A 20913-nucleotide genomic window follows, 5' to 3' on the forward strand; every position below is an offset into this window, starting at 1 on the left:
CATTTTTCCAGGAGCTGATATGTCCACCGAACAACTGCTGAAAACCCCGCTGCATGCGCTGCACCTCGAACTCGGCGCCCGCATGGTGCCGTTCGCCGGGTACGACATGCCGGTGCAATACCCACTGGGCGTGATGAAGGAACACCAGCACACTCGCGATCAGGCCGGGCTGTTCGACGTGTCCCACATGGGCCAGATCCGCCTCATTGGCGCAGGTGCCGCCAAGGCCTTGGAAACCCTGGTGCCGGTGGACATCATCGACCTGCCAGTGGGCATGCAGCGCTACGCCATGTTCACCAACGACAACGGCGGCATCCTCGACGACCTGATGGTCGCCAACCTGGGCAACGACGAACTGTTCCTGGTGGTCAACGCCGCCTGCAAGGACCAGGACCTGGCCCACCTGCGGGCCCACATTGGTGCGCAGTGCGACATCGAGCCGCTGTTCGAAGCCCGGGCCCTGCTCGCCCTGCAAGGCCCGGCAGCCGTCACCGTGCTCGCCCGCCTGGCACCTGAGGTGGCGAAAATGACCTTCATGCAGTTCCAGCGCGTCACACTGCTGGGCGTGGATTGCTTCGTCAGTCGTTCTGGCTACACCGGTGAAGACGGTTTCGAAATCTCGGTACCCGCCACCGACGCGGAAAAACTCGCCCGCGCCCTGCTGGCCGAACCGGAAGTCGCGGCCATCGGCCTCGGCGCCCGCGACTCCCTGCGACTGGAAGCCGGCCTGTGTCTTTATGGCCATGACATGAACACCGAGACGACGCCGGTCGAAGCCAGCCTGCTGTGGGCGATCTCCAAGGTCCGCCGCGCCGATGGCGCCCGGGCCGGTGGTTTCCCCGGGGCTGAAACCGTGTTCGCCCAACAACAGGGCGGCGTGAAGCGCAAACGCGTGGGCCTGCTGCCCCAGGAACGCACACCCGTGCGCGAAGGTGCAGAGATCGTCAACGAGGCGGGCGAGATTATCGGTACGGTGTGCAGCGGCGGTTTCGGCCCGACCCTGGGCGGGCCGTTGGCAATGGGTTACCTGGACAGCGCCTATGTCGCACTGGATACGCCAGTCTGGGCCATCGTGCGTGGGAAAAAAGTGCCTTTGCTTGTAAGCAAAATGCCATTTGTTCCACAACGCTACTACCGCGGTTGATTGACTGTTTCTATAAGTAACGCGATTGCGTTATACGTGCACTAATGTGTAACGCAACCGCCATAAAAAGGTGCATATCTTTTAGGCACTCAACAGCGCTTATAACGGCGGCAAACAATTGAACTAGCCTATCGAATAAGCGCCCCCGACGGGGCATGTAAATGCCTGCAAGCTGAGTAAATACGGGCTTCCCCGGGGGGTTGTTTTTTCATTCGTAGTTGGCGTAGAGTTTGGTCACTGTGTTTGCATGGGTCGCTTGGAATCGTGACCTGGGCAGTAGCTTATGAAGTTCGCTACATCCCGTTCGACGTCTCTTACTTTCCTGCAACCCAGCCCCAGTACTCTTTCATGCGAAAGAGGCTGTCATCAATTTTAGCGTCAAAGGAAATAAGAAAATGTCTCAACGTCAGAGCGGTACCGTCAAGTGGTTCAACGACGAGAAGGGTTTTGGTTTTATCACGCCTGAAAGCGGTCCGGATCTGTTCGTGCATTTCCGCGCCATCCAGGGCAACGGCTTCAAGAGCCTGAAAGAAGGCCAGAAGGTCACTTTCGTTGCCGTCCAAGGCCAGAAAGGCATGCAGGCTGACGAAGTTATCGCCGAAGCCTGAAGCTTTCCCACACGAAAAAGCCCCTGATTGATATCAGGGGCTTTTTTATGGGCGTAAATCCGTAAAATGGCTTCTTTTTCTGTCCGAGGCCACCATGCCGAAACACCTGCTCACTCCCCAGGGGGACTTTCCTCCCGCCGGCCTGGGTCGTCGCCTGGCTGCGATGTTTTATGACTTCCTGCTGTGCACGGCGCTGCTGATCGTCACCAGCGGCGCCTACAAGATGATCCAGATGGCGATCATCGGCGAAGAAAAAATGCGCGCCCTGACCGAAGCCGGGGCACTGGACGGTGACCCGCTGCTGTCCACTGTGCTGCTGTTCGTGTTGTTCGGTTTTTTCGCCAAGTTCTGGACCCACAACGGCCAGACCCTGGGCATGCAGGTGTGGTGCATCCGTGTACAGAACGCCGATGGCACAGCCATCAGCCTGTGGCAGGCGCTGTTGCGGTTCGTGGTGTCGATTGCGTCATTGCTGCTGGTGGGGCTGGGCTTCATCTGGGCGCTGTTCGACAAGCGCAAACGCAGCTGGCATGACATCTACTCGGAAACGCAGTTGGTGCGGATTCCCAAGAAGACCAAGTGATACCGTCAAAGCAGGTAAGCGGATTACATTGTGGCGAGGGGATTTATCCCCGTTGGGGCGCGTAGCGGCCCCATTTGTTCATTCTGACACTCCGCGGTGTCAGGTTTTAGGGCCGCTTCGCAGCCCTGCGGGGATAAATCCCCTCGCCACAGAAAGCCCTACGCGCCTGAAAATCTTATTCAGCCTCAAGCATTCCCCGCCAGCTTCATCCGCGCCGCCTGGGTAAAGTCCAGCATGCGCTTGAGCGGGCGAATGGCCTGGGGAATCAAAGCCGGGTCGACGAATATCTCATTGGCGCCTTCCTGCAGGCTCTTGAGCGTGCGCTCCAGGGTGTTCATCGCCATCCACGGGCAGTGTGCGCAACTGCGGCACGCCGCGCCGTTGCCAGCGGTAGGAGCCTCGATGAAGACCTTGTCCGGGCACAGCTGCTGCATCTTGTAGAAGATACCCCGGTCGGTGGCGACGATCAGCGTCTTGTTCGGCAGAGTCTGGGCCGCGGCGATCAACTGGCTGGTGGAGCCCACGGCATCGGCCAGTTCAATCACCGATGTCGGCGACTCCGGGTGCACCAGGATCGCGGCATCCGGGTACAGCGCCTTCATGTCCTCCAACTGCTTGGACTTGAACTCTTCGTGGACGATACAGGCACCGTCCCAGAGCAGCATGTCGGCACCGGTCTTGCGCTGGATGTAAGTCCCCAGATGCTTGTCCGGGCCCCAGATGATGGTTTCGCCGTTGTCCATCAGGCTCTCGACGATTTCCAGCGCACAACTGGAGGTCACTACCCAGTCGGCCCGGGCTTTGACTGCCGCCGAGGTATTGGCATACACCACCACGGTGCGCTCCGGATGCTGGTCGCAGAACGCCGAGAACTCGTCCACCGGGCAGCCCAGGTCCAGGGAGCAGGTGGCTTCCAGGGTCGGCATCAGCACACGTTTTTCGGGGTTGAGGATCTTGGCGGTCTCGCCCATGAACTTGACCCCCGCCACCACCACGGTCTTGGCCGGGTGAGCATTGCCGAAGCGGGCCATTTCCAGGGAGTCGGACACACAACCACCGGTCTCTTCGGCCAGGGCCTGGATGACCGGGTCGCAATAGAAGTGCGCGACCAGCACTGCGTCCTGAGCCTTGAGCTCGGCAGCGATGGCGGCGCGGTACCAGGCCTCTTGCTCGGCGCTCAGCGGCTTGGGCTGCTTGGCGTCGAGATGGGCCTGGACCAGAAGGCGTTCGGAAATTTGCGTCATGTTCGCAAGACCTGCAAGCGCGTTTAGCGCGAAAGTCGAGTATACACCCGGCTCCGGACCACTCGGGTACCGCCGGGAAAGTGGGTATCAATCAGGCACGGGACAGCGTGAAGCCGGCAAGGCTACAGAATATCCCGCCGTTGCAAAAGATCATTCTGACCTGCGTCCTGGCAGACGCATCAAGGCTATAAGGTCGAACACAAAATCTGTGGCGAGGGGATTTATCCCCGCTGGGCCGCGAAGCGGTCCTAAACCCAATCAGCGCGCTGTATCAGGGCAGTTGCATTCACCTTTTTCCGGGGCTGCTTCGCAGCCCGACGGGGATAAATCCCCTCGCCACAAGTTTTGTATTCACCAAGGCAATGGCTGACTTCTGCCTCTGCCAAGCTGACTGAAATGTAATCACTTGTCGCGCTGGCTTATGTCATCTTCTTTTCAAACCTGCACAGGGAACTGTTCCTGTGCTCGCTGCGAATCGACTGACGGACTTCCATCGATGCAAACAAAAACTTCCCGGCGAACCTTCGTCAAAGGCCTGACCGCCGGCGGCATCCTGGGTGGCCTGGGGTTATGGCGCGCGCCCGTCTGGGCAGTCACCAGCCCCGGCCAGCCCAACGTGCTGACAGGCACCGAATTCGACCTGTTCATCGGCGAAAGCCCGGTCAACTTCACCGGTAGCCCACGCACCGCCCAGACCATCAACGGCGGCATCCCCGGCCCCCTGCTGCGCTGGCGTGAAGGCGACACCGTGACCCTGCGGGTGCGCAACCGCTTGAAGGACACCACCTCCATCCACTGGCACGGTATTTTGCTGCCGGCCAACATGGATGGCGTTCCGGGACTGAGCTTCAAAGGCATCGAACCCGACGGCATGTACGTGTATCAGTTCAAGGTCCGACAGAACGGCACCTACTGGTACCACAGCCATTCCGGTTTCCAGGAACAGTCCGGGGTCTACGGCCCGCTGGTGATTGACGCCAGGGAACCCGAGCCTTTCCAGTACGAACGCGATTACGTCGTGATGCTCACCGACTGGACCGATGAAGAGCCCGGCGACATCCTTCGCAAGCTCAAGAAACAGTCGGACTACTACAACTACAACAAGCGCACCGTCGGCGACTTCATAGACGATGTGGGCAAGAACGGCTGGGCCAGCACCGTGGCCGATCGCAAGATGTGGGCCGAGATGAAGATGAATCCCACTGACCTGGCCGACGTCAGCGGCGCCACCTACACCTACCTCATGAACGGACAGGCGCCGGACATGAACTGGACCGGCCTGTTCAAGCCAGGCGAACGTCTTCGCCTGCGCTTTATCAACGGCTCGTCCATGAGCTATTTCGATGTGCGCATTCCCGGCTTGAAGATGACGGTGGTGGCGTCTGACGGCCAATACGTCAAACCGGTGAGCGTCGATGAGTTCCGGATCGCCGTGGCCGAGACCTATGACGTCATCATCGAACCGACCCAAGAGGCCTACACCCTGTTCGCCCAGTCCATGGACCGCACCGGGTACGCCCGTGGCACCCTCGCGGCCAGGGCCGGGCTGTCAGCGCCAGTGCCGCCACTGGACCCGCGGCCATTGGTGACCATGGACGACATGGGCATGGGAGGCATGGACCACGGCAGCATGGGGCAAATGAGTGGCATGGACCATGGATCGATGCAGGGCATGGCGGGGATGGACGACAGCCCGATGCAAGGCATGGATCACAGCCAGATGCAGGGTATGGGTGACATGGCCGGTATGGATCACGGTGCCATGCAGGGCATGGACGGCATGCTCTCGCACCCCGACACCGAGAAAGACAACCCCCTGGTGGACATGCAGGCCATGAGCGTCAAGCCCAAGCTCGACGACCCGGGCATGGGGCTGCGCAACAACGGCCGCAAAGTGCTGACCTACTCAGACCTGCGCAGCACTTTTCCCGACCCCGACGGCCGCGAGCCTGGCCGCACGATCGAGCTGCACCTGACCGGGCACATGGAGAAATTCGTCTGGTCGTTCAACGGCGTGAAGTTTGCCGACGCCGCACCGCTGCTGCTCAAGTACGGCGAACGACTGCGCATCGTGTTGATCAACGACACCATGATGACCCACCCCATCCACCTGCACGGCATGTGGAGCGACCTGGAGGATGAGAACGGCCAGTTCATGGTCCGCAAGCACACCATCGACGTGCCACCGGGCTCCCGGCGCAGCTACCGGGTCACCGCCGATGCCCTCGGGCGCTGGGCGTATCACTGCCATCTGCTGTTTCACATGGAGATGGGGATGTTTCGTGAAGTTCGGGTGCAGGAATGAGGAAGCGACCATGACCATGATTGTGAAGTACCCCGCCCTGCCCATGGCCATCCTTGCCCTTGGCAGCAGCATCTCGGCCTGGGCAGCGAGCAACGACATGCCGGGCATGGATCACAGCCAGATGCCGGGAATGGACCATAGCCAGATGCAAGGCATGGACTCGATGCAGGGCATGGAGTCCATGCAATCGGCCCCTGCCACCAGTCGCACGCCGATCCCGGAACTGACCGCCGCCGACCGCGCCGCCGTCTACGAGGATCACGGCGGACACGCGGTACATGACAGCGCCATCAACTCGTTCTTTCTCATCGACCAACTGGAGTGGCAGGACGCCGACGATGGCAGCGCCCTGAGTTGGGATGCCTCGGGCTGGATCGGCGGTGACATCGACCGTCTGTGGCTGCGTTCCGAAGGCGAACGCCTCAACGGCAAGACTGAAGAAGCCGAGCTCCAGGCCTTGTGGGGCCACGCCATCAGTCCCTGGTGGGACGTGGTGGCCGGCGTGCGCCAGGACTTCAAGCCAGGCGATCCGCAAACCTGGGCCGCCCTGGGCGTGCAAGGCATGGCGCTGTACAACTTCGAAGCCGAGGCCACCGCGTTCATCGGTGAAGGCGGCCAGAGCGCGGCGCGCCTGGAAGGCGACTACGACATCTTGCTGACCAATCGGTTGATCCTTCAGCCCACCGCCGAGGTCAACTTCTATGGCAAGAACGATCCCGCCCGAGGCATCGGCTCAGGGTTGTCAGACAGCGAACTCGGCGTGCGGCTGCGTTATGAAATACGCCGCGAATTCGCGCCCTACATTGGCGTCACCTGGAACCGCGTCTACGGCAACACCGCCGATTACGCCCGGGAAGAAGGCGAAGACCGCAGCGAGGCACGCCTGGTACTGGGCCTGCGCATGTGGTTCTGACCCGCTGACCTTTTTCACTAAAAACTAAAAACCGAGCTGTAGGAGTCCTTGCATGTCACTCATCAAAAACGCTGTCGTTGCCGTCGCCTTGTCCACTGGCCTGTTGCTCAGTGGCCTGGCCCAGGCCCATCCGAAACTGCTGTCCTCCACCCCCGCCGAAGGCGCCGATGGGGCGGCGCCGGCAAAAATAGAACTGCACTTCTCCGAGAACCTGATGACCAAACTCTCCGGTGCCAAGCTGATGATGACCGAGATGCCCGGCATGGCGGCCCATGCGCCGATGCCCATGCCAGCCAAGGTCTCCGGCAGCGATGACCCGAAAACCATGGTCATTACCCCGAATACGCCTCTCACCGCTGGCACCTATCAGGTCCAGTGGCGCGCGGTATCGTCCGACACTCACCCGATCACCGGCAACGTCACGTTCAAGGTGAAGTGAGTTGATGAGCGATTCGATCAACATTGTGCTGCGCTTTGCCCTGTACCTGGATTTGATGTTGCTGTTCGGCCTGGCCGCGTTCGGTCTTTATAGCCTGCGAGGCCAGGAGCGGGTGTCGGGCGCGCAGTTGCCTTTCGCGCCGCTGCTGGCGACCACGGCGGTGCTGGGTGGGTTGCTCTCCCTCGCCGCCATGGTGTGCATGACCTGGGCCATGAGCGGCGTTTCGGACTGGATCGAGCTGTGGCCGCACATTGAAATGATGATATGGGAGACCGACGTCGGCTTGAGTTGGACCCTGCGCATGGTGGCGCTGCTGCTGGCCGGTTTCGCCGTGACGCTCAATAAACGCTGGCCGACCGCCAGCCTGGGCCTGGTCCTGCTGGGCGGAGCCGTGGCTTTGGCGACGCTGGCCTGGGCAGGGCACGGTGCGATGGACGAAGGCGCACGCCGCAGTTGGCACTTCATCACCGACTTCCTGCACCTATGGGCGGCGGGTGGCTGGGTCGGCGCCTTGGCCGCGTTCGCCCTGCTGCTTCGCCAGTCCGAGCCTCGGTTGGCGGTACTGGCCCGGACATTGACCGGGTTTGAAACCGCCGGGGCGGTGATCGTGGTGGTCATCAGCGTGACAGGGGTGATCAATTACCTGTTCATCGTCGGCCCAAGTATCACGGGGCTACTCGACAGCACCTATGGTCAGTTGCTGGCGCTCAAACTCACCTTGTTCGCGGTCATGCTGGTGTTCGCCGCGCTGAACCGTTTTCACCTGAGCCCACTCCTGGAGAACGCCCGACAGACCGGTGAGCACCGGGTCGCGGTGAATGCCCTGCGGCGCAGCATGATCCTGGAGTTCTCTGTGGCAGTGGTCATTCTCGGCTTGGTGGCGTGGTTGGGAACGCTGAGCCCGGAGATGGAATAACCGAGGGCGGTATTTAATTTTTCAATACCACCAGCCAGTTTTCAGTTTGCCGCCGCAAGACGCCCAGGCCTAAATGGGGCCTTGTCCAACCAAGGCCCTGTCATGGAAAACGTTCGAACCTCAAGCACCCACGCCGCCTGGCTGCTGGTCAGCATCGTGTTGGTGGCGCTGAACCTACGGCCCTCGATGGCGGCGGTCGGACCGCTGCTGTCCGCCATTCGCGGCGAGGTCCCTCTGAATTTCAGCACCGCCTCGCTGTTGACCATGTTGCCCGTCATGTCGATGGGCCTGGCAATGTTCCTGGGCATGCGCATCGCCCTGCGCATCGGTGAACACCGCACCATTGTGCTGTCGCTGTTGATCATTGGGCTCGCCACGGCGTCGCGCTTGTATCTGGACAGCGCTGCCGGACTGATTGCCAGTGCGATCGTGGCCGGCCTCGGGATCGCCTTGATCCAGGCCGTGATGCCGGCACTGATCAAGTCGCGCTTCGCCGACAACGTCTCGCTGCTCATGGGCTTGTACGTCACGTCCATCATGGGCGGTGCGGCGATTGCCGCTTCGTTTTCACCTTTTGTCCTGGCACAAACCGGTAGCTGGCGCCTCGGCCTGGCAATCTGGGCATTGCTGGCGCTGATCGCCCTCGGCAGCTGGTACGGCCAACGCTCGAGCATCACCTCCTTGCCCGAAGCAGCGTCCCGGCAGCACGAAACGTTTTCCAGCAACGCGCGGGCCTGGCTGCTGGCGATTTTCTTTGGCCTGGGCACCGCCTCCTACACTTGCGTGCTGGCATGGCTGGCGCCGTACTACGTGGAAAAGGGCTGGAGCGAACAGCACGCGGGCCTGCTGCTGGGATTGCTTACGGCAATGGAAGTGTTGTCCGGCCTGGTCGTTCCGGCAATAGCCAACCGCAGCCGGGATAAACGCCTGGTCCTGGGCGTCCTGCTGGCCCTGATCATCGGCGGCTTCTGCGGCCTGATCCTCAGCCCGGAACACTTCAGCCTGCTCTGGCCCTGCCTGCTGGGACTGGGTATCGGCGGCCTGTTCCCCATGAGCCTGATCGTGTCCCTCGACCACCTGGACAACCCACGCCGGGCCGGCGGTCTTACGGCGTTCGTGCAGGGTGTGGGCTATCTCATCGCCGGGCTCTCGCCTTTGATTGCCGGGATGATCCGCGATCAATTGGGCAGTTTCGAGTGGGCCTGGTGGTCGCTCACGGCGATCATGGCGTTGATGATGGTGATGGTATTGCGGTTTGACCCAAAGGGTTATGGGCGACACATCCGCTAACGCTGCTACTTTGTCCCGGTAAAAAAACGACCGCTGAGCTCTCTCAAGGCCCGGGCTTTCTCCTCGATATCGTTCGACAAGCGCAGTTGCAAGGGATCTTCGTCAACAACGGAAGTGGCCGCCGTGTAGGACAGCAGGTAACTGGAAAGGCCACTCTTCCAGGCGAGGATGCCGATCGCCTTGGTCAGCTCGTTCAGGTTCAGCGGCAGCGCATCCTCAATGGTGAACAAACCGATACCGTAATTGGGGTCGAACAACACCAGCTTGTCCCCGCCTCGGATGATGTAGCCGATATGATTGGTCAGCCATTTGGAATTTTTCAGGTAGGACGCATAACCCAGCACTGGAAACCATCCCGATAAGCTCAGGAGAACTTTGCAACCTCGCGCTTCATATTCGGGTTTATGCAGGTCACCGCAGACGTCGCGGGTTTTCTGATATCGGCCCAGGACGGCCTGCAGCGTTTCGGCCGTGTTGAGGCTGGAATTGATCTTCAGCAACGCCGCCTTGGCTCTTACAAAAGCGACATGTTCGACCCAATGCCCAAAATCGGGTTGGCCTTCCACGTCATAGGCACCCACGGCAGCGCCGACCATGGCGGTTACCCCGGCGCACCATCCGCCCTTGATATCAGCCTTGATATCCTTGACCTGATCGAAGGGAGCAAACTGGGTAATTCGCAGCTTCATGTCGAATCCTCCTTGATCGAACCTCGCGCACTTTATGAACGAGATGCGCGCTGCGCTTGAACAGGGAGCGGGCTTCAACAGTCTAGGAGCTGAGACCATTTTTTCCAGGTTAATGGCGTAGTCCCCCAAGGACTGCCATGACACCGGCCAGATTCGGGATTCGTCCGGCCACTTTCTCGCAGGCAAAAAAAAATCCGGAAATCCTCACTTTCGTGGGCCTTCCAGACTTTTAAAACTGCAAAAAATGGTGGGTCGTGTGGGATTCGAACCTACGACCAATTGGTTAAAAGCCAACTGCTCTACCAACTGAGCTAACGACCCGCTGTGTGGTGGCGCGTATAATACTGATTTCTAAGGACTATTCAACACTTAATTTGAAATAAATCAAAAATAACGAGTTGGATCGCTTACACCCGCGGCCGCGAAGCCTTCCGCACGCAGGCGGCAGCTGTCGCACTTGCCGCAAGCACGGCCCTGATCGTCGGCCTGGTAGCAGGAAACAGTGAGCCCGTAGTCCACGCCAAGCTTCACACCGGCCTTGACGATGTCGGCCTTGCTGAGATTCTGCAGCGGCGCCTGGATGCGAAAGCCCTGCCCTTCCACGCCGGCCTTGGTCGCCAGGTTGGCCATGCGCTCGAAGGCTTCGACGAACTCCGGACGGCAATCCGGGTAACCGGAATAATCCACGGCATTGACGCCAATGAAAATGTCACGGGCACCCAGCACTTCGGCCCAGCCCAATGCCAATGACAGGAACACGGTGTTGCGCGCCGGCACATACGTCACCGGAATACCTTCGCCAGGCGCCTCGGGCACGTCGATGGAACTGTCGGTCAAGGCCGAGCCGCCGATGCCATTGAGGTTCAGGCCGATCACTTTGTGCTCCACCACACCCTGGTCCCGGGCAACTCGTTCGGCGGCGTGCAGTTCAGCTCGGTGGCGCTGGCCATAGTCGAAACTCATGGTGTAGCAGCGGTAACCCTCGGCACGGGCCATGGCCACGACAGTGGCCGAATCCAGGCCACCGGACAGCAGGATGACCGCACGTTTTTCCGCAATGTTCGAATCAGTCATATCAGCGCCCCGGCTCGTCGTTCCAAAGATATTTATGCAGCTGCAATTGCAGGCGCACCGGCAGGTTATCCGCCACCACCCAGTCCGCCAGCTCCCGGGCGCTCAAATCGTGATGGCTCGGCGACAACAACACTTCGCCGGCCCGCTGGTCGAGTCCGTACTGGATCAGCTTGGACACGGCCCAGTCGTAATCTTCCCGCGAACAGATCACGAACTTGACCTGATCGTTGGGTGTCAGCAGTTCGATATTCTCGTAACGGTTGCGGTGCGCTTCCTTGGAGCCTGGAGTCTTCAGGTCCACGACGCGACTGACGCGCGGGTCGACGGCCGAGATATCCAGGGCGCCGCTGGTCTCCAGCGAAACCTCGTAACCGGCATCACACAACTGCTTGAGCAAAGGGATGGCGTTGGGTTGCGCCAATGGCTCACCGCCCGTAACGCAGACATAACGCGGACGATAACTGGCCACTTGTTCCAGGATATCGTCGAGGGTTCGCAAGGTGCCGCCGCTGAAAGCGTAGGCGCTGTCACAGTATTGGCAACGCAACGGGCAACCGGTGAGGCGCACAAATACCGTGGGCAGCCCAGCCGTGCGCGTTTCACCCTGCAACGAGTAAAAAACTTCGGTGATTCTCAATGTGTCTTGCATAGTCGCCACGGGCGTAACAGCTAAACAGGCTGTCCGCCTCCGTCAGGCACTTCAAGGAACCCCGCCAACGCGCAGATCCCAAAAAGCGTGTTTCATAAAAAGGGCGTGAATTCTAACGAAAAAACCCGCGACAGGCGCGGGTTTCTTCAAAAACAGGTCAAGCTGGCTTACATGCGTTGCAGATCACGCTGGGCCAACTGGGCAGCCGACGTACCCGGATATTGGGCCACCACCTGCTGCAGAATGCCTTTCACCTTGTCGGTATGACCAAGGCGGCGCTCTACGTCAGCCAGCTTGTACAGCGAATCCGGCACCTTGGCGTGCTTGGGATACAACTGCGAAACCTTGGCGAACGCCTGGCCAGCGCCTTGCAGGTCGCCCTTGGCCAGGTTCACTTCGCCCAGCCAATATTGGGCATTGCCCGCGTACTGGCTGTTTGGGTATTTGCGCAGGAAAGCGGCAAAGGCCTGGCTGGCCTTGTCGAAATCCTTGGCCTTGATCAGGTCGAAGGCAGCGTCGTAATAGAGCTTTTCCTTCGCCGGATCAGCGGGCTCGCCACCGGCGGCAGGTGCTGCTGGAGCAGCAGCCCCCGCGCCAGCGCCAGCGCCAGCGGCTGCACCGGGGGCGTTCAAGTCGCCACCGGCAGGAGAATTCTCGGGAGTCGCGGCAGGTGCAACGCCGGATCCTATGCGCCGATCAAGATCCTGGTATCGCTCCAGGTTTTCCTGCTTCATGCGCGAAATATCATTTTGCAGTTCTTCGATCACACCTTGTTGGCGCGATATCTGATCCTGCATTTGCTGCAGTTGGTTGAACAGCTGGCCCTGTGCCGAGACAGGGGCCGAAACCCCTCCCCCGGCATAGGCGCCGTTCGTACCGTAACCTGCAGGCGGATAACTGCTCCCGCTATTGTTATAGCCGGCATCGTTATCGACCACAGGAACCGCAGCCCACGCCGCAAGCGGCGCGAGGCTGAGAGCCAGAACAGTTACAGCACGACGGCACGTTCGCATGACGAATTACTTACGCAGTTCGACGCGACGGTTTTGAGCCCAGGACTGCTCGTCGTTGCCGGTAGCAACTGGACGCTCTTCGCCGTAGGAAACCAGTTCCAGCTGAGCTGGGGAAACACCTTGCAGTACCAGGTAGCGTTGAACGGCTTTCGCACGACGCTCGCCCAGTGCCATGTTGTACTCACGAGTACCACGTTCGTCGGTGTTGCCTTCCAGAACAACGCGAGCGCCGTTTGCTTTCAGGTCCTTGGCGTGAACGTCCAGAGCGCGCATGGCTTCTGGCTTCAGGTCCGAGCTGTCGTATTCGAAGTAGAAGGTGGTGATTGCGCGCAGAGCAGCTTCTTCGCTCAGGGAGCCGTCAACTGCACCAGTGTTAGCGCCGTAACCAGCGTTTGGATCAACAGCGCCTTCACCGGCATTGTCGCCGCCTTTGGACGAGCAACCTACAGCTACAGCCATGGCCAGAGCCAGCGCAGCAAATTTACCAAACTTCAGCATTTCCATCGTGAAACTCCTAATGAACCCCAGTGTGTTAAGTAAAACGTATAGCGCCGCGTCAGTTCAGGTAAGGGGACCAGGACGGTTCTCTGACTTCGCCTTGAGCGGTAGGAAGCGGGAGCCTCACGCGTCCATTAATGGACACGAGCATCAAGACTCCCCGGCCCTGCTGGCGGGTGGCGTAGATTACCATGGTGCCGTTGGGCGCAACAGTAGGTGACTCGTCCAGAGTGCTATCAGTGAGGATTTTTACACTTCCGCGCTGCAAATCCTGGGCCGCCACCTTGAAATTAGTGAAACCGTCCTGGCGATGGATCATCACCAGGGTCTTTTCGTCCGCCGACAGTTTAGGGTTGGCGTTGTAGTTACCCACGAACGTCACGCGTTCGGCACCGCCACCACCAGCACTGGTCTTGTAGATCTGCGGCTTGCCGCCACGGTCGGAGGTAAAGTAGATGGTCGAGCCATCCTTGCCCCAGAACGGTTCGGTGTTGATGCCCGGGCCATTGGTGACGCGGGAGATCGAACGCGAAGCCAGGTTCATCACGTAGACGTCCGGATTACCGTCCTTGGACAGCACGAACGCCAGGCGCGAGCCGTCCGGCGACCAGGCTGGCGCGCCGTTCAGGCCTTCGAAGTTGGTGATCTGCTCGCGGCGACCGGTGTCGATGTGCTGCATGAAGATACGTGGACGCTTCTGCTCGAACGAGACATAGGCGATGCGCTTGCCATCTGGAGCGAAACGCGGCGACAGGATCGGCTCGCGCGATTGAAGCAGGGTCACCGCACGGGCGCCGTCATAGTCGGAGCGCTGCAGGGTGTAGCGGGTGTTGTTCTCGGAGAAGCGCTCGGCCGTCACGTAGAGCATGCGGGTAGAGAATGCGCCCTTGATGCCGGTGAGTTTCTCGAACGACTGGTCGGAGATGTAGTGCGCCATGTCGCGCAACTGATCGACGCTGCCCGACACGCTGCCGGTCAGCACTTGCTGCTCGGTGGCGACGTTGAACAGGGCGTACTGCACCTGCAGGCGACCGCCGGCCGGAACGATGCTGCCGACCATGATGTACTGGGCGCCCAGGGCCTTCCAGTCACGGTAGATGACTTCGCTGGCCTGGGTCGGCAGGCTGATCATGTTCTGCTTGGGGATCGGCGCGTAGTAACCCGAGTTGCGCAGGTCGTTGCCGATGATCTCCGCCATGTCATCCGGCAGGACGCTACCGCCCTGCCAGCCGAACGGTACGACGGCGATCGGGGTCGCCCGGTCGCTGCCGCTGGTGACCAGGATGTTCTTTTCCTCTGCTACCGCTATCCCTGCCAGGCAGCAGATAACGACAAGCATTCCTCGAAGAAGGTTTCTCACAAGGCTAGATCCTCAGGTGTGAATGTCATCTTGAATGAACGATAGGGAGCGAAGTCGCTCGGTTTCATTCCTTGCATTTCCGTCAATCGCCCAATGTTCTTGACCGCTGCGACCGCCGAAGCGTCGAACGGACCGTCACCACTGGACTTGGCGACGCTGACCGAGGTAACCGTACCGTCGGGCAACATGCCGATTTGCAATACTACCGTCATGCCTTTGCGCGCCGAAGGTGGACGAGCCCAGCCTTCTGCCGCTCGTGCGCGAATCAAATCATCGAAACTGCCGGCGACTTCATCGCCCTGCTCGTCAGCCAATGCCTGCTGGCGCTCCGGCGTGTCGGAAAGCAAATCTGCCAAGGCCTGGGCCTTTTTGTCTTCGGCGGATTTACGCGCTGCGTCCTGGGCCTTTTTCTTGGCGGCGTCGGCGGCGGCTTTCTTCTTCGCGTCTTCGGCGACTTTCTTTTTCGCCTCTTCAGCTTCAGCTTTCTTCTTGGCGTCTTCGGCCGCTTTTTTCTTCGCGTCCTCGACGATCTTTTTCTTCGCTTCTTCAGCGGCCGCTTTCTTGGCCTCTTCTTCAGCGGCTTTCTTGGCTTCTTCTTCGGCTTTCTTCTTGGCTATATCAGCCAATTGTTTCTCTTCTGCCTTTTTCGCCTCGGCGGCTTTCTTGGCGTCATCGGCTTTCTTGGCTTCGTCAGCCTTTTTCGCCTCTTCCGCTTTCTTCGCCTCATCGGCCTTCTTGGCTTCCTCGGCCTTTTGAGCCGCTTCCTCTTTCTTTTGTTCCGCTGCCTTTATCGCTTCCTGCTCGACCTTCTTCTGTTCCATCTGCTCGACTTCTGTCTGGCGCGCGGCGGACTTCTTCGCCTCACCCGCAAGCTTCTGGTTCGTCTGGGTCGTAGCCTGGCTTTTCGATTTGAGCTGGTACAACGTCGCCTGCACGATCGGCTTGGCCGGCGGCAGCTCCGGAGTCATGGCAAAACTGACGAACAGCATGCCGAACACCAGCACATGCAGGCCGATTGCCAGGACACTGGGCCAGAAGTAGCTTTCCGAGGCGGACGGCTCTCGCTGTTGCTGCATCAGGGCGCCTCAGTGATCAAGCCAACGTTACCGACCCCGGCTTTCTGCAAACCGCCCATGGCGCCCATCACCGCACCGTAGTCGACGGTCTTGTCGCCGCGAATGAAAACCTGGGTGCGCTTGCCGGCATCGTTGCCGACACGAATGATCTTGGTCACCGCATCAGTCATCTGCGGCAAGGTCATGGCGCGGTCCTGCTGCTTCTCGGTATCGACTTCGCTGCCAAGGTTCCAGTAGTAGGTCTTGTCAGCCTTGATCGAAATGGTCAGTACCTGGGTGTTGTTGTCCTGCGGCAAGGCTTCGCTGGAAACCTTGGGCAGATCGACCTTCACGCCCTGATTGAGCATCGGCGCGGTCACCATGAAGATGACCAGCAGCACCAACATCACGTCGATGTAGGGCACCACGTTCATCTCGGCAACCGGCTTGCGCTTTTTTCGGGCTCGAGCGATTAAAGCCATTGGGAAATACCTGCTTATTCTTCGCTGGTGTGCACTTTGCGGTGCAGGATCGCCTGGAATTCATCGGCGAAGGTGTAGTAACGGCCGGTCAGCATTTCGCTGCGGGCAGCGAAGCGGTTGTAGGCGATAACGGCCGGGATGGCCGCGAACAGGCCGATGGCGGTGGCGATCAGTGCCTCGGCGATGCCCGGGGCCACGGTGGCCAGGGTCGCTTGCTGGGCGGAAGCCAGGCCACGGAAGGAGTTCATGATCCCCCACACGGTACCGAACAGACCGATGTACGGGCTGACCGAACCGACGGTGGCGAGGAACGACAGGCCCTGCTCGAGCTTTTCTTCTTCGCGGGAAATGGCCACGCGCATGGCACGGGCCACGCCTTCCATCACCGCTTCAGGATCGACGCCCGGCTGCTGGCGCAAGCGGGAGAACTCCTTGAAGCCGGCACGGAAGATCTGCTCGACGCCTGAATCCGGGTCCGGGTTGCTGCCGGCCTGGCGATAGAGCTTGGACAGGTCGATACCGGACCAGAAGCGCTCTTCGAAGCTCTCCAGGGCACGGCGACCGGCGCGCAGCATGTTGCTGCGCTGAAAGATCATGATCCATGAGGTCACCGATGCGGCTACCAGGGTCAGCATTACCAGTTGCACCACGACGCTGGCATTGCTGACCAGGCTCCACATGGAGGAATGGTCGACGACGTTAGCTTCCACGCTTTATCTCCTGCTCTGAGTGTGTACCCGCGCCGCTCACGCCGGCAAAGGCCGCACGTAGAGCTTCGGGAATGGCCCGGGGTTTCAAACTATGGGTGCGCACACAGGCCACCAAAAACTGCCCTTCACAGAGCAGCACGTTATCCGTAGCCCGCCTGACCTGCTGCTTGAAGCGCAGGCTGACACGGTTCAATTCGATGACATCGGCACTTACCACCAGTTCGTCGTCCAGTCGCGCCGGCGCGTGGTAGCGCGCTTCGCTGGAATGCACGACGAATAACAGGTCCTCCCCTGCCAGCGCGGATTGGGCGAAACCCAGTTCCCGCAGCCGTTCGGTTCGAGCCCGTTCCATAAACTTGAGGTAATTGACGTAGTAGACGATGCCGCCAGCATCGGTGTCCTCGTAATAAACGCGACAGCGATGTGCGAACGACTCCAGCCCGTTTTGCGCGCGCATACTCTAGTGCTTACTCCTCAGGTTGCCAATCGGCCAGGCAACTGTTTTTTCATTCTCGAACGCATTGACGCTCCAGGCGTCGTCTGGGACAGCACGAACCGGAAAAAAGTCGGCGTACAGAGCTCGTTCAATCGTCCACGGCATCGAGGAATTCGTCTACCACCGGCATCTCGCCCATTCGTGTCGGGATGTTTAAGCCAAAATGCAGATAAGCATGACGGGTCACCACGCGCCCACGAGGGGTACGCATAATGTAGCCCTGCTGGATCAGGTACGGCTCCAGCACATCTTCAATGGTGTGGCGTTCTTCGCTGATGGCCGCCGCCAGGCTGTCCACGCCTACCGGGCCACCGTCGAACTTCTCGATCATGGTCAGCAGCAGGCGCCGGTCCTGGTGATCGAAGCCACGCTCGTCGATGTCCAGCAGGTTCAACGCCAGGTCGGCAATCGGCTTGGTGATGTGGCCCTTGGCCCGGACTTCGGCAAAATCCCGGACCCGACGCAACAGCCGGTTGGCGATCCGCGGCGTTCCCCGGGCACGCCGGGCGATTTCATAGGCACCGTCCGGGTCCAGCGGCAGCCCGAGGATACCCGCCGAGCGGCTGACAATCGTCGCCAGATCGGCGTTGCTATAGAACTCCAGGCGCTGGACGATACCGAAACGGTCGCGCAACGGATTGGTCAGCATGCCGGCACGGGTGGTGGCACCCACCAGGGTGAAAGGCGGCAGGTCGAGCTTGATGGAGCGCGCGGCCGGCCCCTCGCCAATCATGATGTCGAGCTGGAAATCTTCCATGGCCGGGTACAGCACTTCCTCGACGATGGGCGACAGCCGATGGATTTCGTCGATGAACAGCACGTCATGGGGTTCGAGATTGGTCAGCAGCGCCGCCAGGTCACCCGGCCGTTCAAGGACCGGGCCGGACGTGCTCTTGATCGACACCCCCATTTCCTGGGCAATGATGTTGGCCAGGGTGGTCTTGCCCAGGCCCGGCGGGCCGAAGATCAAGGTGTGGTCCAGGGACTCGCTGCGCCCCCGGGCCGCCTGGATGAACAGCTCCATCTGTTCGCGCACAGTCGGTTGACCGATGTAATCGGCCAGGCTGACAGGACGAATCGCGCGGTCCTGGATTTCCTCGCGGTCACGGGGGGCGCCCGTGGCGGCGATCAGACGGTCAGCTTCAATCACTTAAATCATTCCCTTCAGGGCACGACGAATCATGTCTTCCGTACTCAGGCCTTTTTCCTTGATGGCGGAAATCGCCTTGCTGGCTTCCTGCGGCTTGTAACCCAGGGAGATCAGTGCGGTGACCGCATCGTTTTCGGCGCTGACCGCAGGCATAGGCGCGTCCGGCTGGTTCGGCACCAGGGCGAACATCGCCGGCACGGCCTCCCAGGCCTTGAAGCGATCCTTGAGTTCAACCAGCAGGCGCTCGGCGGTTTTCTTGCCCACACCCGGCACCTTGGTCAAGGCCGAGGTGTCCTGGGACTGCACGCACCGCACCAGTTCGTCGACTTCCAGGCTCGACATCAAGGCCAGGGCCAGTTTCGGGCCGACGCCATTGAGACGGATCAGCTCGCGAAAGAAATCCCGCTCGCGCTTGCCGACGAAGCCATAGAGTAACTGCGCATCCTCGCGCACGACCAAATGGGTGTGCAGGGTCAGTGGCTCGCCGACCGACGGCAAGCGATACAGCGTGGTCATGGGCACTTCAAGCTCATAGCCCAGGCCGTTTACATCCAGAATCAGGTGCGGCGGCTGTTTTTCAGCCAGGGTGCCGCGCAAGCGTCCAATCACGTTTCAGATCCTTGGGTGCTGGCCAGCCCGCAGGCTGGCGAATATCAACACGAGCATAAAGGCCGACGACACAGGCACAACTTACTCGGGTTCATGAATGAAGCGCTGATGCTATCAGAGACGCAGGCGCCCGCCACGACTGCGTGCGGCTCCCAGGCCGTGAGGCAACAGACTGGAACGGGTATGGGCATGGCAAATGGCGATGGCCAGGGCGTCGGAGGCATCGATCTGCGGCTTGCTGACCAGCTTCAGCAGATGCATGACCATCATTTGCACCTGTTCCTTGTTCGCCGCCCCTGTTCCAACGACCGCCTGCTTGACCTGGGTCGCGGTGTATTCGGCAATCTCCAGGGCTTCCTCGGCACCGGCCACGATTGCCGCGCCCCGGGCCTGCCCCAGCTTCAAGGCCGAGTCGGCGTTGCGCGCCATGAAGACCTTTTCGATGCCCATGGTGACTGGGCCGTAGGTCTGGATAACCTCACGCACGCCGCGATAAACAATCTGCAGGCGCTCGTGCAGCTCACCCGCACCGGTGCGGATGCAGCCAGACGCCACATACACGCAGCCGCGCCCGGTGTCGCGAACCACGCCGTAGCCGGTGATGCGCGAACCGGGGTCGATGCCAAGGATTAAAGTCATAGCGCCTGCGAAAGGTAATGCGGTTGCAAGAGGATACAGCTCATCAAAGGCTTGCAGTGAATCCGTGGCAAGGGAGCTTGCTCCCGCTGGGCTGCGCAGCAGACCTTTTTTGGGAGCGCTTCGCACTCCAGCGGGAGCAAGCTCCCTCGCCACGATGATTTCAAACCAAACCTTAAGTGAGCAGCATTACACCTATCAGCCCAGCTGTTCAGCCACCGACTCCGGAATATCGGCGTTGGAATAAACGTTCTGCACATCGTCCAGGTCTTCAAGCATATCGATCAGCTTGAGCACCTTCTCGGCACCTTCCAGGTCCAGCTCGGCGCTGGTGGTCGGTTGCATGACGATTTCCGCGTCGGCCGGCTTGAACCCAGCCGCTTCCAGGGCATTACGTACGGCGTAGAAGCTGGCGAACGAAGTGAACACGTCGAACGAACCGTCTTCATGACTGACCACATCATCGGCGTCGGCCTCCAGGGCCGCCTCCGTCAGGGCATCTTCGTCGAGGCCCGGCGCGAAGCTGATCTGCCCCTTGCGCTCGAACAGATAGGCCACCGAGCCATCGGTACCCAGGTTGCCGCCGCATTTGCTGAAGGCGTGACGCACAGCGGCCGCAGTACGGTTGCGGTTGTCGGTCATGCATTCGACCATCACCGCCACGCCGCCTGGGCCATAACCTTCGTAGGTCAGCTCTTCAACGTTGTCGGCCTCGGTCGCACCGGCGCCACGGGCGATCGCACGGTCGATGATGTCGCGGCTCATGTTCGCACCCAGCGCCTTGTCCAGGGCCAGGCGCAAGCGCGGGTTGGAACCCGGATCGCCGCCACCCTGGCGGGCCGCGACCGTCAGCTCACGGATCCACTTGGTGAAGATCTTGCCTCTCTTGGCATCCTGACGTTCTTTGCGGTGCTTGATATTCGCCCACTTGGAATGACCTGCCATAACTCGCTCCGGTTTCTCTTTGGAACATTGCCCGCCTCTGCGCGTACGCAGTGGCCGACAATCAGAAATATCGACCCCAATGAAAAGGCGCATCCGAAGATGCGC

23 protein-coding genes and 1 tRNA gene are annotated in these 20913 nt (G+C 60.3%); 8 read left to right on the top strand and 16 right to left on the bottom strand.

What is annotated here, in order from left to right; genetic code table 11:
* Positions 1-19: 19 nt before the first annotated feature.
* The 3 genes from gcvT to PBDP_RS23220 all read left to right on the top strand — a co-directional run bounded on the left by gcvT (position 20) and on the right by PBDP_RS23220 (position 2335).
* On the top strand, positions 20-1144 hold the full coding sequence (gene gcvT, locus PBDP_RS23210; RefSeq protein WP_116833323.1) for a glycine cleavage system aminomethyltransferase GcvT: 1125 nt from the start codon (positions 20-22) through the stop codon (positions 1142-1144).
* A gap of 395 nt (positions 1145-1539) precedes the next feature.
* Positions 1540-1752 (top strand): cold-shock protein, encoded by a 213-nt coding sequence (locus PBDP_RS23215; protein ID WP_011335634.1) that lies wholly within the window; start codon positions 1540-1542, stop codon positions 1750-1752.
* A 94-nt stretch (positions 1753-1846) separates the two neighbouring features.
* Positions 1847-2335: an RDD family protein gene (locus tag PBDP_RS23220; protein ID WP_109753820.1), complete on the top strand. Its 489-nt coding sequence runs from the start codon at positions 1847-1849 to the stop codon at positions 2333-2335.
* Between the two features lie 185 nt (positions 2336-2520).
* Here the strand turns inward: PBDP_RS23220 and nadA are convergent, their stop codons facing one another.
* Positions 2521-3579, bottom strand: a complete 1059-nt coding sequence (gene nadA / locus PBDP_RS23225; protein WP_109753819.1) for a quinolinate synthase NadA — start codon at positions 3577-3579, stop codon at positions 2521-2523.
* Positions 3580-4075: 496 nt separating this feature from the next.
* On the opposite strand from nadA, the gene PBDP_RS23230 reads away from it, so the two are divergent.
* The 5 genes from PBDP_RS23230 (at position 4076) to PBDP_RS23250 (ending at position 9442) form a co-directional block, all read left to right on the top strand.
* Positions 4076-5884 carry a copper resistance system multicopper oxidase gene (locus tag PBDP_RS23230; RefSeq protein ID WP_109753818.1) on the top strand — a complete coding sequence of 603 codons (1809 nt, stop codon included), beginning with the start codon at positions 4076-4078 and terminating at the stop codon, positions 5882-5884.
* A gap of 43 nt (positions 5885-5927) precedes the next feature.
* Positions 5928-6797 carry a copper resistance protein B gene (locus PBDP_RS23235; RefSeq protein ID WP_370873830.1) on the top strand — a complete coding sequence of 290 codons (870 nt, stop codon included), beginning with the start codon at positions 5928-5930 and terminating at the stop codon, positions 6795-6797.
* A 52-nt stretch (positions 6798-6849) separates the two neighbouring features.
* A complete protein-coding gene (gene copC, locus PBDP_RS23240; protein ID WP_109753816.1) occupies positions 6850-7236 on the top strand; it encodes a copper homeostasis periplasmic binding protein CopC in 387 nt (128 codons plus the stop codon).
* 4 nt (positions 7237-7240) lie between these two features.
* Positions 7241-8152 carry a copper homeostasis membrane protein CopD gene (gene copD / locus PBDP_RS23245; RefSeq protein WP_212801381.1) on the top strand — a complete coding sequence of 304 codons (912 nt, stop codon included), beginning with the start codon at positions 7241-7243 and terminating at the stop codon, positions 8150-8152.
* 102 nt (positions 8153-8254) lie between these two features.
* Positions 8255-9442 carry a cyanate transporter gene (locus tag PBDP_RS23250; RefSeq protein ID WP_212801382.1) on the top strand — a complete coding sequence of 396 codons (1188 nt, stop codon included), beginning with the start codon at positions 8255-8257 and terminating at the stop codon, positions 9440-9442.
* A gap of 5 nt (positions 9443-9447) precedes the next feature.
* Here the strand turns inward: PBDP_RS23250 and PBDP_RS23255 are convergent, their stop codons facing one another.
* The 15 genes from PBDP_RS23255 to PBDP_RS23325 all read right to left on the bottom strand — a co-directional run bounded on the left by PBDP_RS23255 (position 9448) and on the right by PBDP_RS23325 (position 20808).
* On the bottom strand, positions 9448-10275 hold the full coding sequence (locus PBDP_RS23255; RefSeq protein ID WP_176689216.1) for a hypothetical protein: 828 nt from the start codon (positions 10273-10275) through the stop codon (positions 9448-9450).
* Between the two features lie 101 nt (positions 10276-10376).
* Positions 10377-10452 (bottom strand) — tRNA-Lys (locus PBDP_RS23260).
* A 63-nt stretch (positions 10453-10515) separates the two neighbouring features.
* Positions 10516-11190: a 7-cyano-7-deazaguanine synthase QueC gene (gene queC, locus PBDP_RS23265; protein WP_162893921.1), complete on the bottom strand. Its 675-nt coding sequence runs from the start codon at positions 11188-11190 to the stop codon at positions 10516-10518.
* Between the two features lie 16 nt (positions 11191-11206).
* Positions 11207-11854 carry a 7-carboxy-7-deazaguanine synthase QueE gene (queE, locus tag PBDP_RS23270; RefSeq protein WP_109753811.1) on the bottom strand — a complete coding sequence of 216 codons (648 nt, stop codon included), beginning with the start codon at positions 11852-11854 and terminating at the stop codon, positions 11207-11209.
* 167 nt (positions 11855-12021) lie between these two features.
* Positions 12022-12867 (bottom strand): tol-pal system protein YbgF, encoded by an 846-nt coding sequence (ybgF, locus tag PBDP_RS23275; RefSeq protein WP_212801383.1) that lies wholly within the window; start codon positions 12865-12867, stop codon positions 12022-12024.
* 6 nt (positions 12868-12873) lie between these two features.
* Positions 12874-13371 carry a peptidoglycan-associated lipoprotein Pal gene (pal, locus tag PBDP_RS23280; protein ID WP_003178634.1) on the bottom strand — a complete coding sequence of 166 codons (498 nt, stop codon included), beginning with the start codon at positions 13369-13371 and terminating at the stop codon, positions 12874-12876.
* A 52-nt stretch (positions 13372-13423) separates the two neighbouring features.
* On the bottom strand, positions 13424-14725 hold the full coding sequence (gene tolB, locus PBDP_RS23285) for a Tol-Pal system beta propeller repeat protein TolB (RefSeq protein ID WP_109753809.1): 1302 nt from the start codon (positions 14723-14725) through the stop codon (positions 13424-13426).
* Positions 14722-15801: a cell envelope integrity protein TolA gene (tolA, locus tag PBDP_RS23290; protein WP_109753808.1), complete on the bottom strand. Its 1080-nt coding sequence runs from the start codon at positions 15799-15801 to the stop codon at positions 14722-14724. The genes tolB and tolA overlap by 4 nt, the downstream gene beginning before the upstream one ends.
* The gene (gene tolR, locus PBDP_RS23295; RefSeq protein ID WP_161798348.1) at positions 15801-16253 is read right to left on the bottom strand and encodes a protein TolR; all 453 of its coding nucleotides are present in this window, start codon (positions 16251-16253) and stop codon (positions 15801-15803) included. Before tolR ends, tolA begins: the two co-directional genes overlap by 1 nt.
* Positions 16254-16276: 23 nt before the next feature.
* Entirely contained in the window at positions 16277-16972 is a 696-nt protein-coding gene (tolQ, locus tag PBDP_RS23300; protein ID WP_014339916.1) for a protein TolQ, read from the bottom strand.
* The gene (ybgC, locus tag PBDP_RS23305; RefSeq protein WP_003205037.1) at positions 16962-17429 is read right to left on the bottom strand and encodes a tol-pal system-associated acyl-CoA thioesterase; all 468 of its coding nucleotides are present in this window, start codon (positions 17427-17429) and stop codon (positions 16962-16964) included. Before ybgC ends, tolQ begins: the two co-directional genes overlap by 11 nt.
* Positions 17430-17556: 127 nt before the next feature.
* The gene (gene ruvB / locus PBDP_RS23310) at positions 17557-18618 is read right to left on the bottom strand and encodes a Holliday junction branch migration DNA helicase RuvB (protein ID WP_109753807.1); all 1062 of its coding nucleotides are present in this window, start codon (positions 18616-18618) and stop codon (positions 17557-17559) included.
* Entirely contained in the window at positions 18619-19227 is a 609-nt protein-coding gene (ruvA, locus tag PBDP_RS23315) for a Holliday junction branch migration protein RuvA (protein WP_116833326.1), read from the bottom strand.
* Positions 19228-19341: 114 nt separating this feature from the next.
* Positions 19342-19866, bottom strand: coding sequence for a crossover junction endodeoxyribonuclease RuvC (ruvC, locus tag PBDP_RS23320; RefSeq protein WP_109753806.1), 525 nt, complete (start codon positions 19864-19866; stop codon positions 19342-19344).
* 195 nt (positions 19867-20061) lie between these two features.
* On the bottom strand, positions 20062-20808 hold the full coding sequence (locus PBDP_RS23325) for a YebC/PmpR family DNA-binding transcriptional regulator (RefSeq protein WP_018614256.1): 747 nt from the start codon (positions 20806-20808) through the stop codon (positions 20062-20064).
* Between the last annotated feature and the right edge of the window lie 105 nt (positions 20809-20913).

Origin of the sequence: Pseudomonas sp. St290, from assembly GCF_018325805.1 — a bacterium.
GTDB lineage: Bacteria > Pseudomonadota > Gammaproteobacteria > Pseudomonadales > Pseudomonadaceae > Aquipseudomonas > Aquipseudomonas bijieensis.

Coding starts and splice junctions, on each gene's coding strand:
- gcvT (WP_116833323.1), top strand. CDS start 20: ATGTCCACCGAACAACTGCTGAAAACCCCGCTGCATGCGCTGCACCTC.
- PBDP_RS23215 (WP_011335634.1), top strand. CDS start 1,540: ATGTCTCAACGTCAGAGCGGTACCGTCAAGTGGTTCAACGACGAGAAG.
- PBDP_RS23220 (WP_109753820.1), top strand. CDS start 1,847: ATGCCGAAACACCTGCTCACTCCCCAGGGGGACTTTCCTCCCGCCGGC.
- nadA (WP_109753819.1), bottom strand. CDS start 3,579: ATGACGCAAATTTCCGAACGCCTTCTGGTCCAGGCCCATCTCGACGCC.
- PBDP_RS23230 (WP_109753818.1), top strand. CDS start 4,076: ATGCAAACAAAAACTTCCCGGCGAACCTTCGTCAAAGGCCTGACCGCC.
- PBDP_RS23235 (WP_370873830.1), top strand. CDS start 5,928: ATGGCCATCCTTGCCCTTGGCAGCAGCATCTCGGCCTGGGCAGCGAGC.
- copC (WP_109753816.1), top strand. CDS start 6,850: ATGTCACTCATCAAAAACGCTGTCGTTGCCGTCGCCTTGTCCACTGGC.
- copD (WP_212801381.1), top strand. CDS start 7,241: ATGAGCGATTCGATCAACATTGTGCTGCGCTTTGCCCTGTACCTGGAT.
- PBDP_RS23250 (WP_212801382.1), top strand. CDS start 8,255: ATGGAAAACGTTCGAACCTCAAGCACCCACGCCGCCTGGCTGCTGGTC.
- queE (WP_109753811.1), bottom strand. CDS start 11,854: ATGCAAGACACATTGAGAATCACCGAAGTTTTTTACTCGTTGCAGGGT.
- ybgF (WP_212801383.1), bottom strand. CDS start 12,867: ATGCGAACGTGCCGTCGTGCTGTAACTGTTCTGGCTCTCAGCCTCGCG.
- pal (WP_003178634.1), bottom strand. CDS start 13,371: ATGGAAATGCTGAAGTTTGGTAAATTTGCTGCGCTGGCTCTGGCCATG.
- tolA (WP_109753808.1), bottom strand. CDS start 15,801: ATGCAGCAACAGCGAGAGCCGTCCGCCTCGGAAAGCTACTTCTGGCCC.
- ybgC (WP_003205037.1), bottom strand. CDS start 17,429: ATGCGCGCGCAAAACGGGCTGGAGTCGTTCGCACATCGCTGTCGCGTT.
- ruvC (WP_109753806.1), bottom strand. CDS start 19,866: ATGACTTTAATCCTTGGCATCGACCCCGGTTCGCGCATCACCGGCTAC.
- PBDP_RS23325 (WP_018614256.1), bottom strand. CDS start 20,808: ATGGCAGGTCATTCCAAGTGGGCGAATATCAAGCACCGCAAAGAACGT.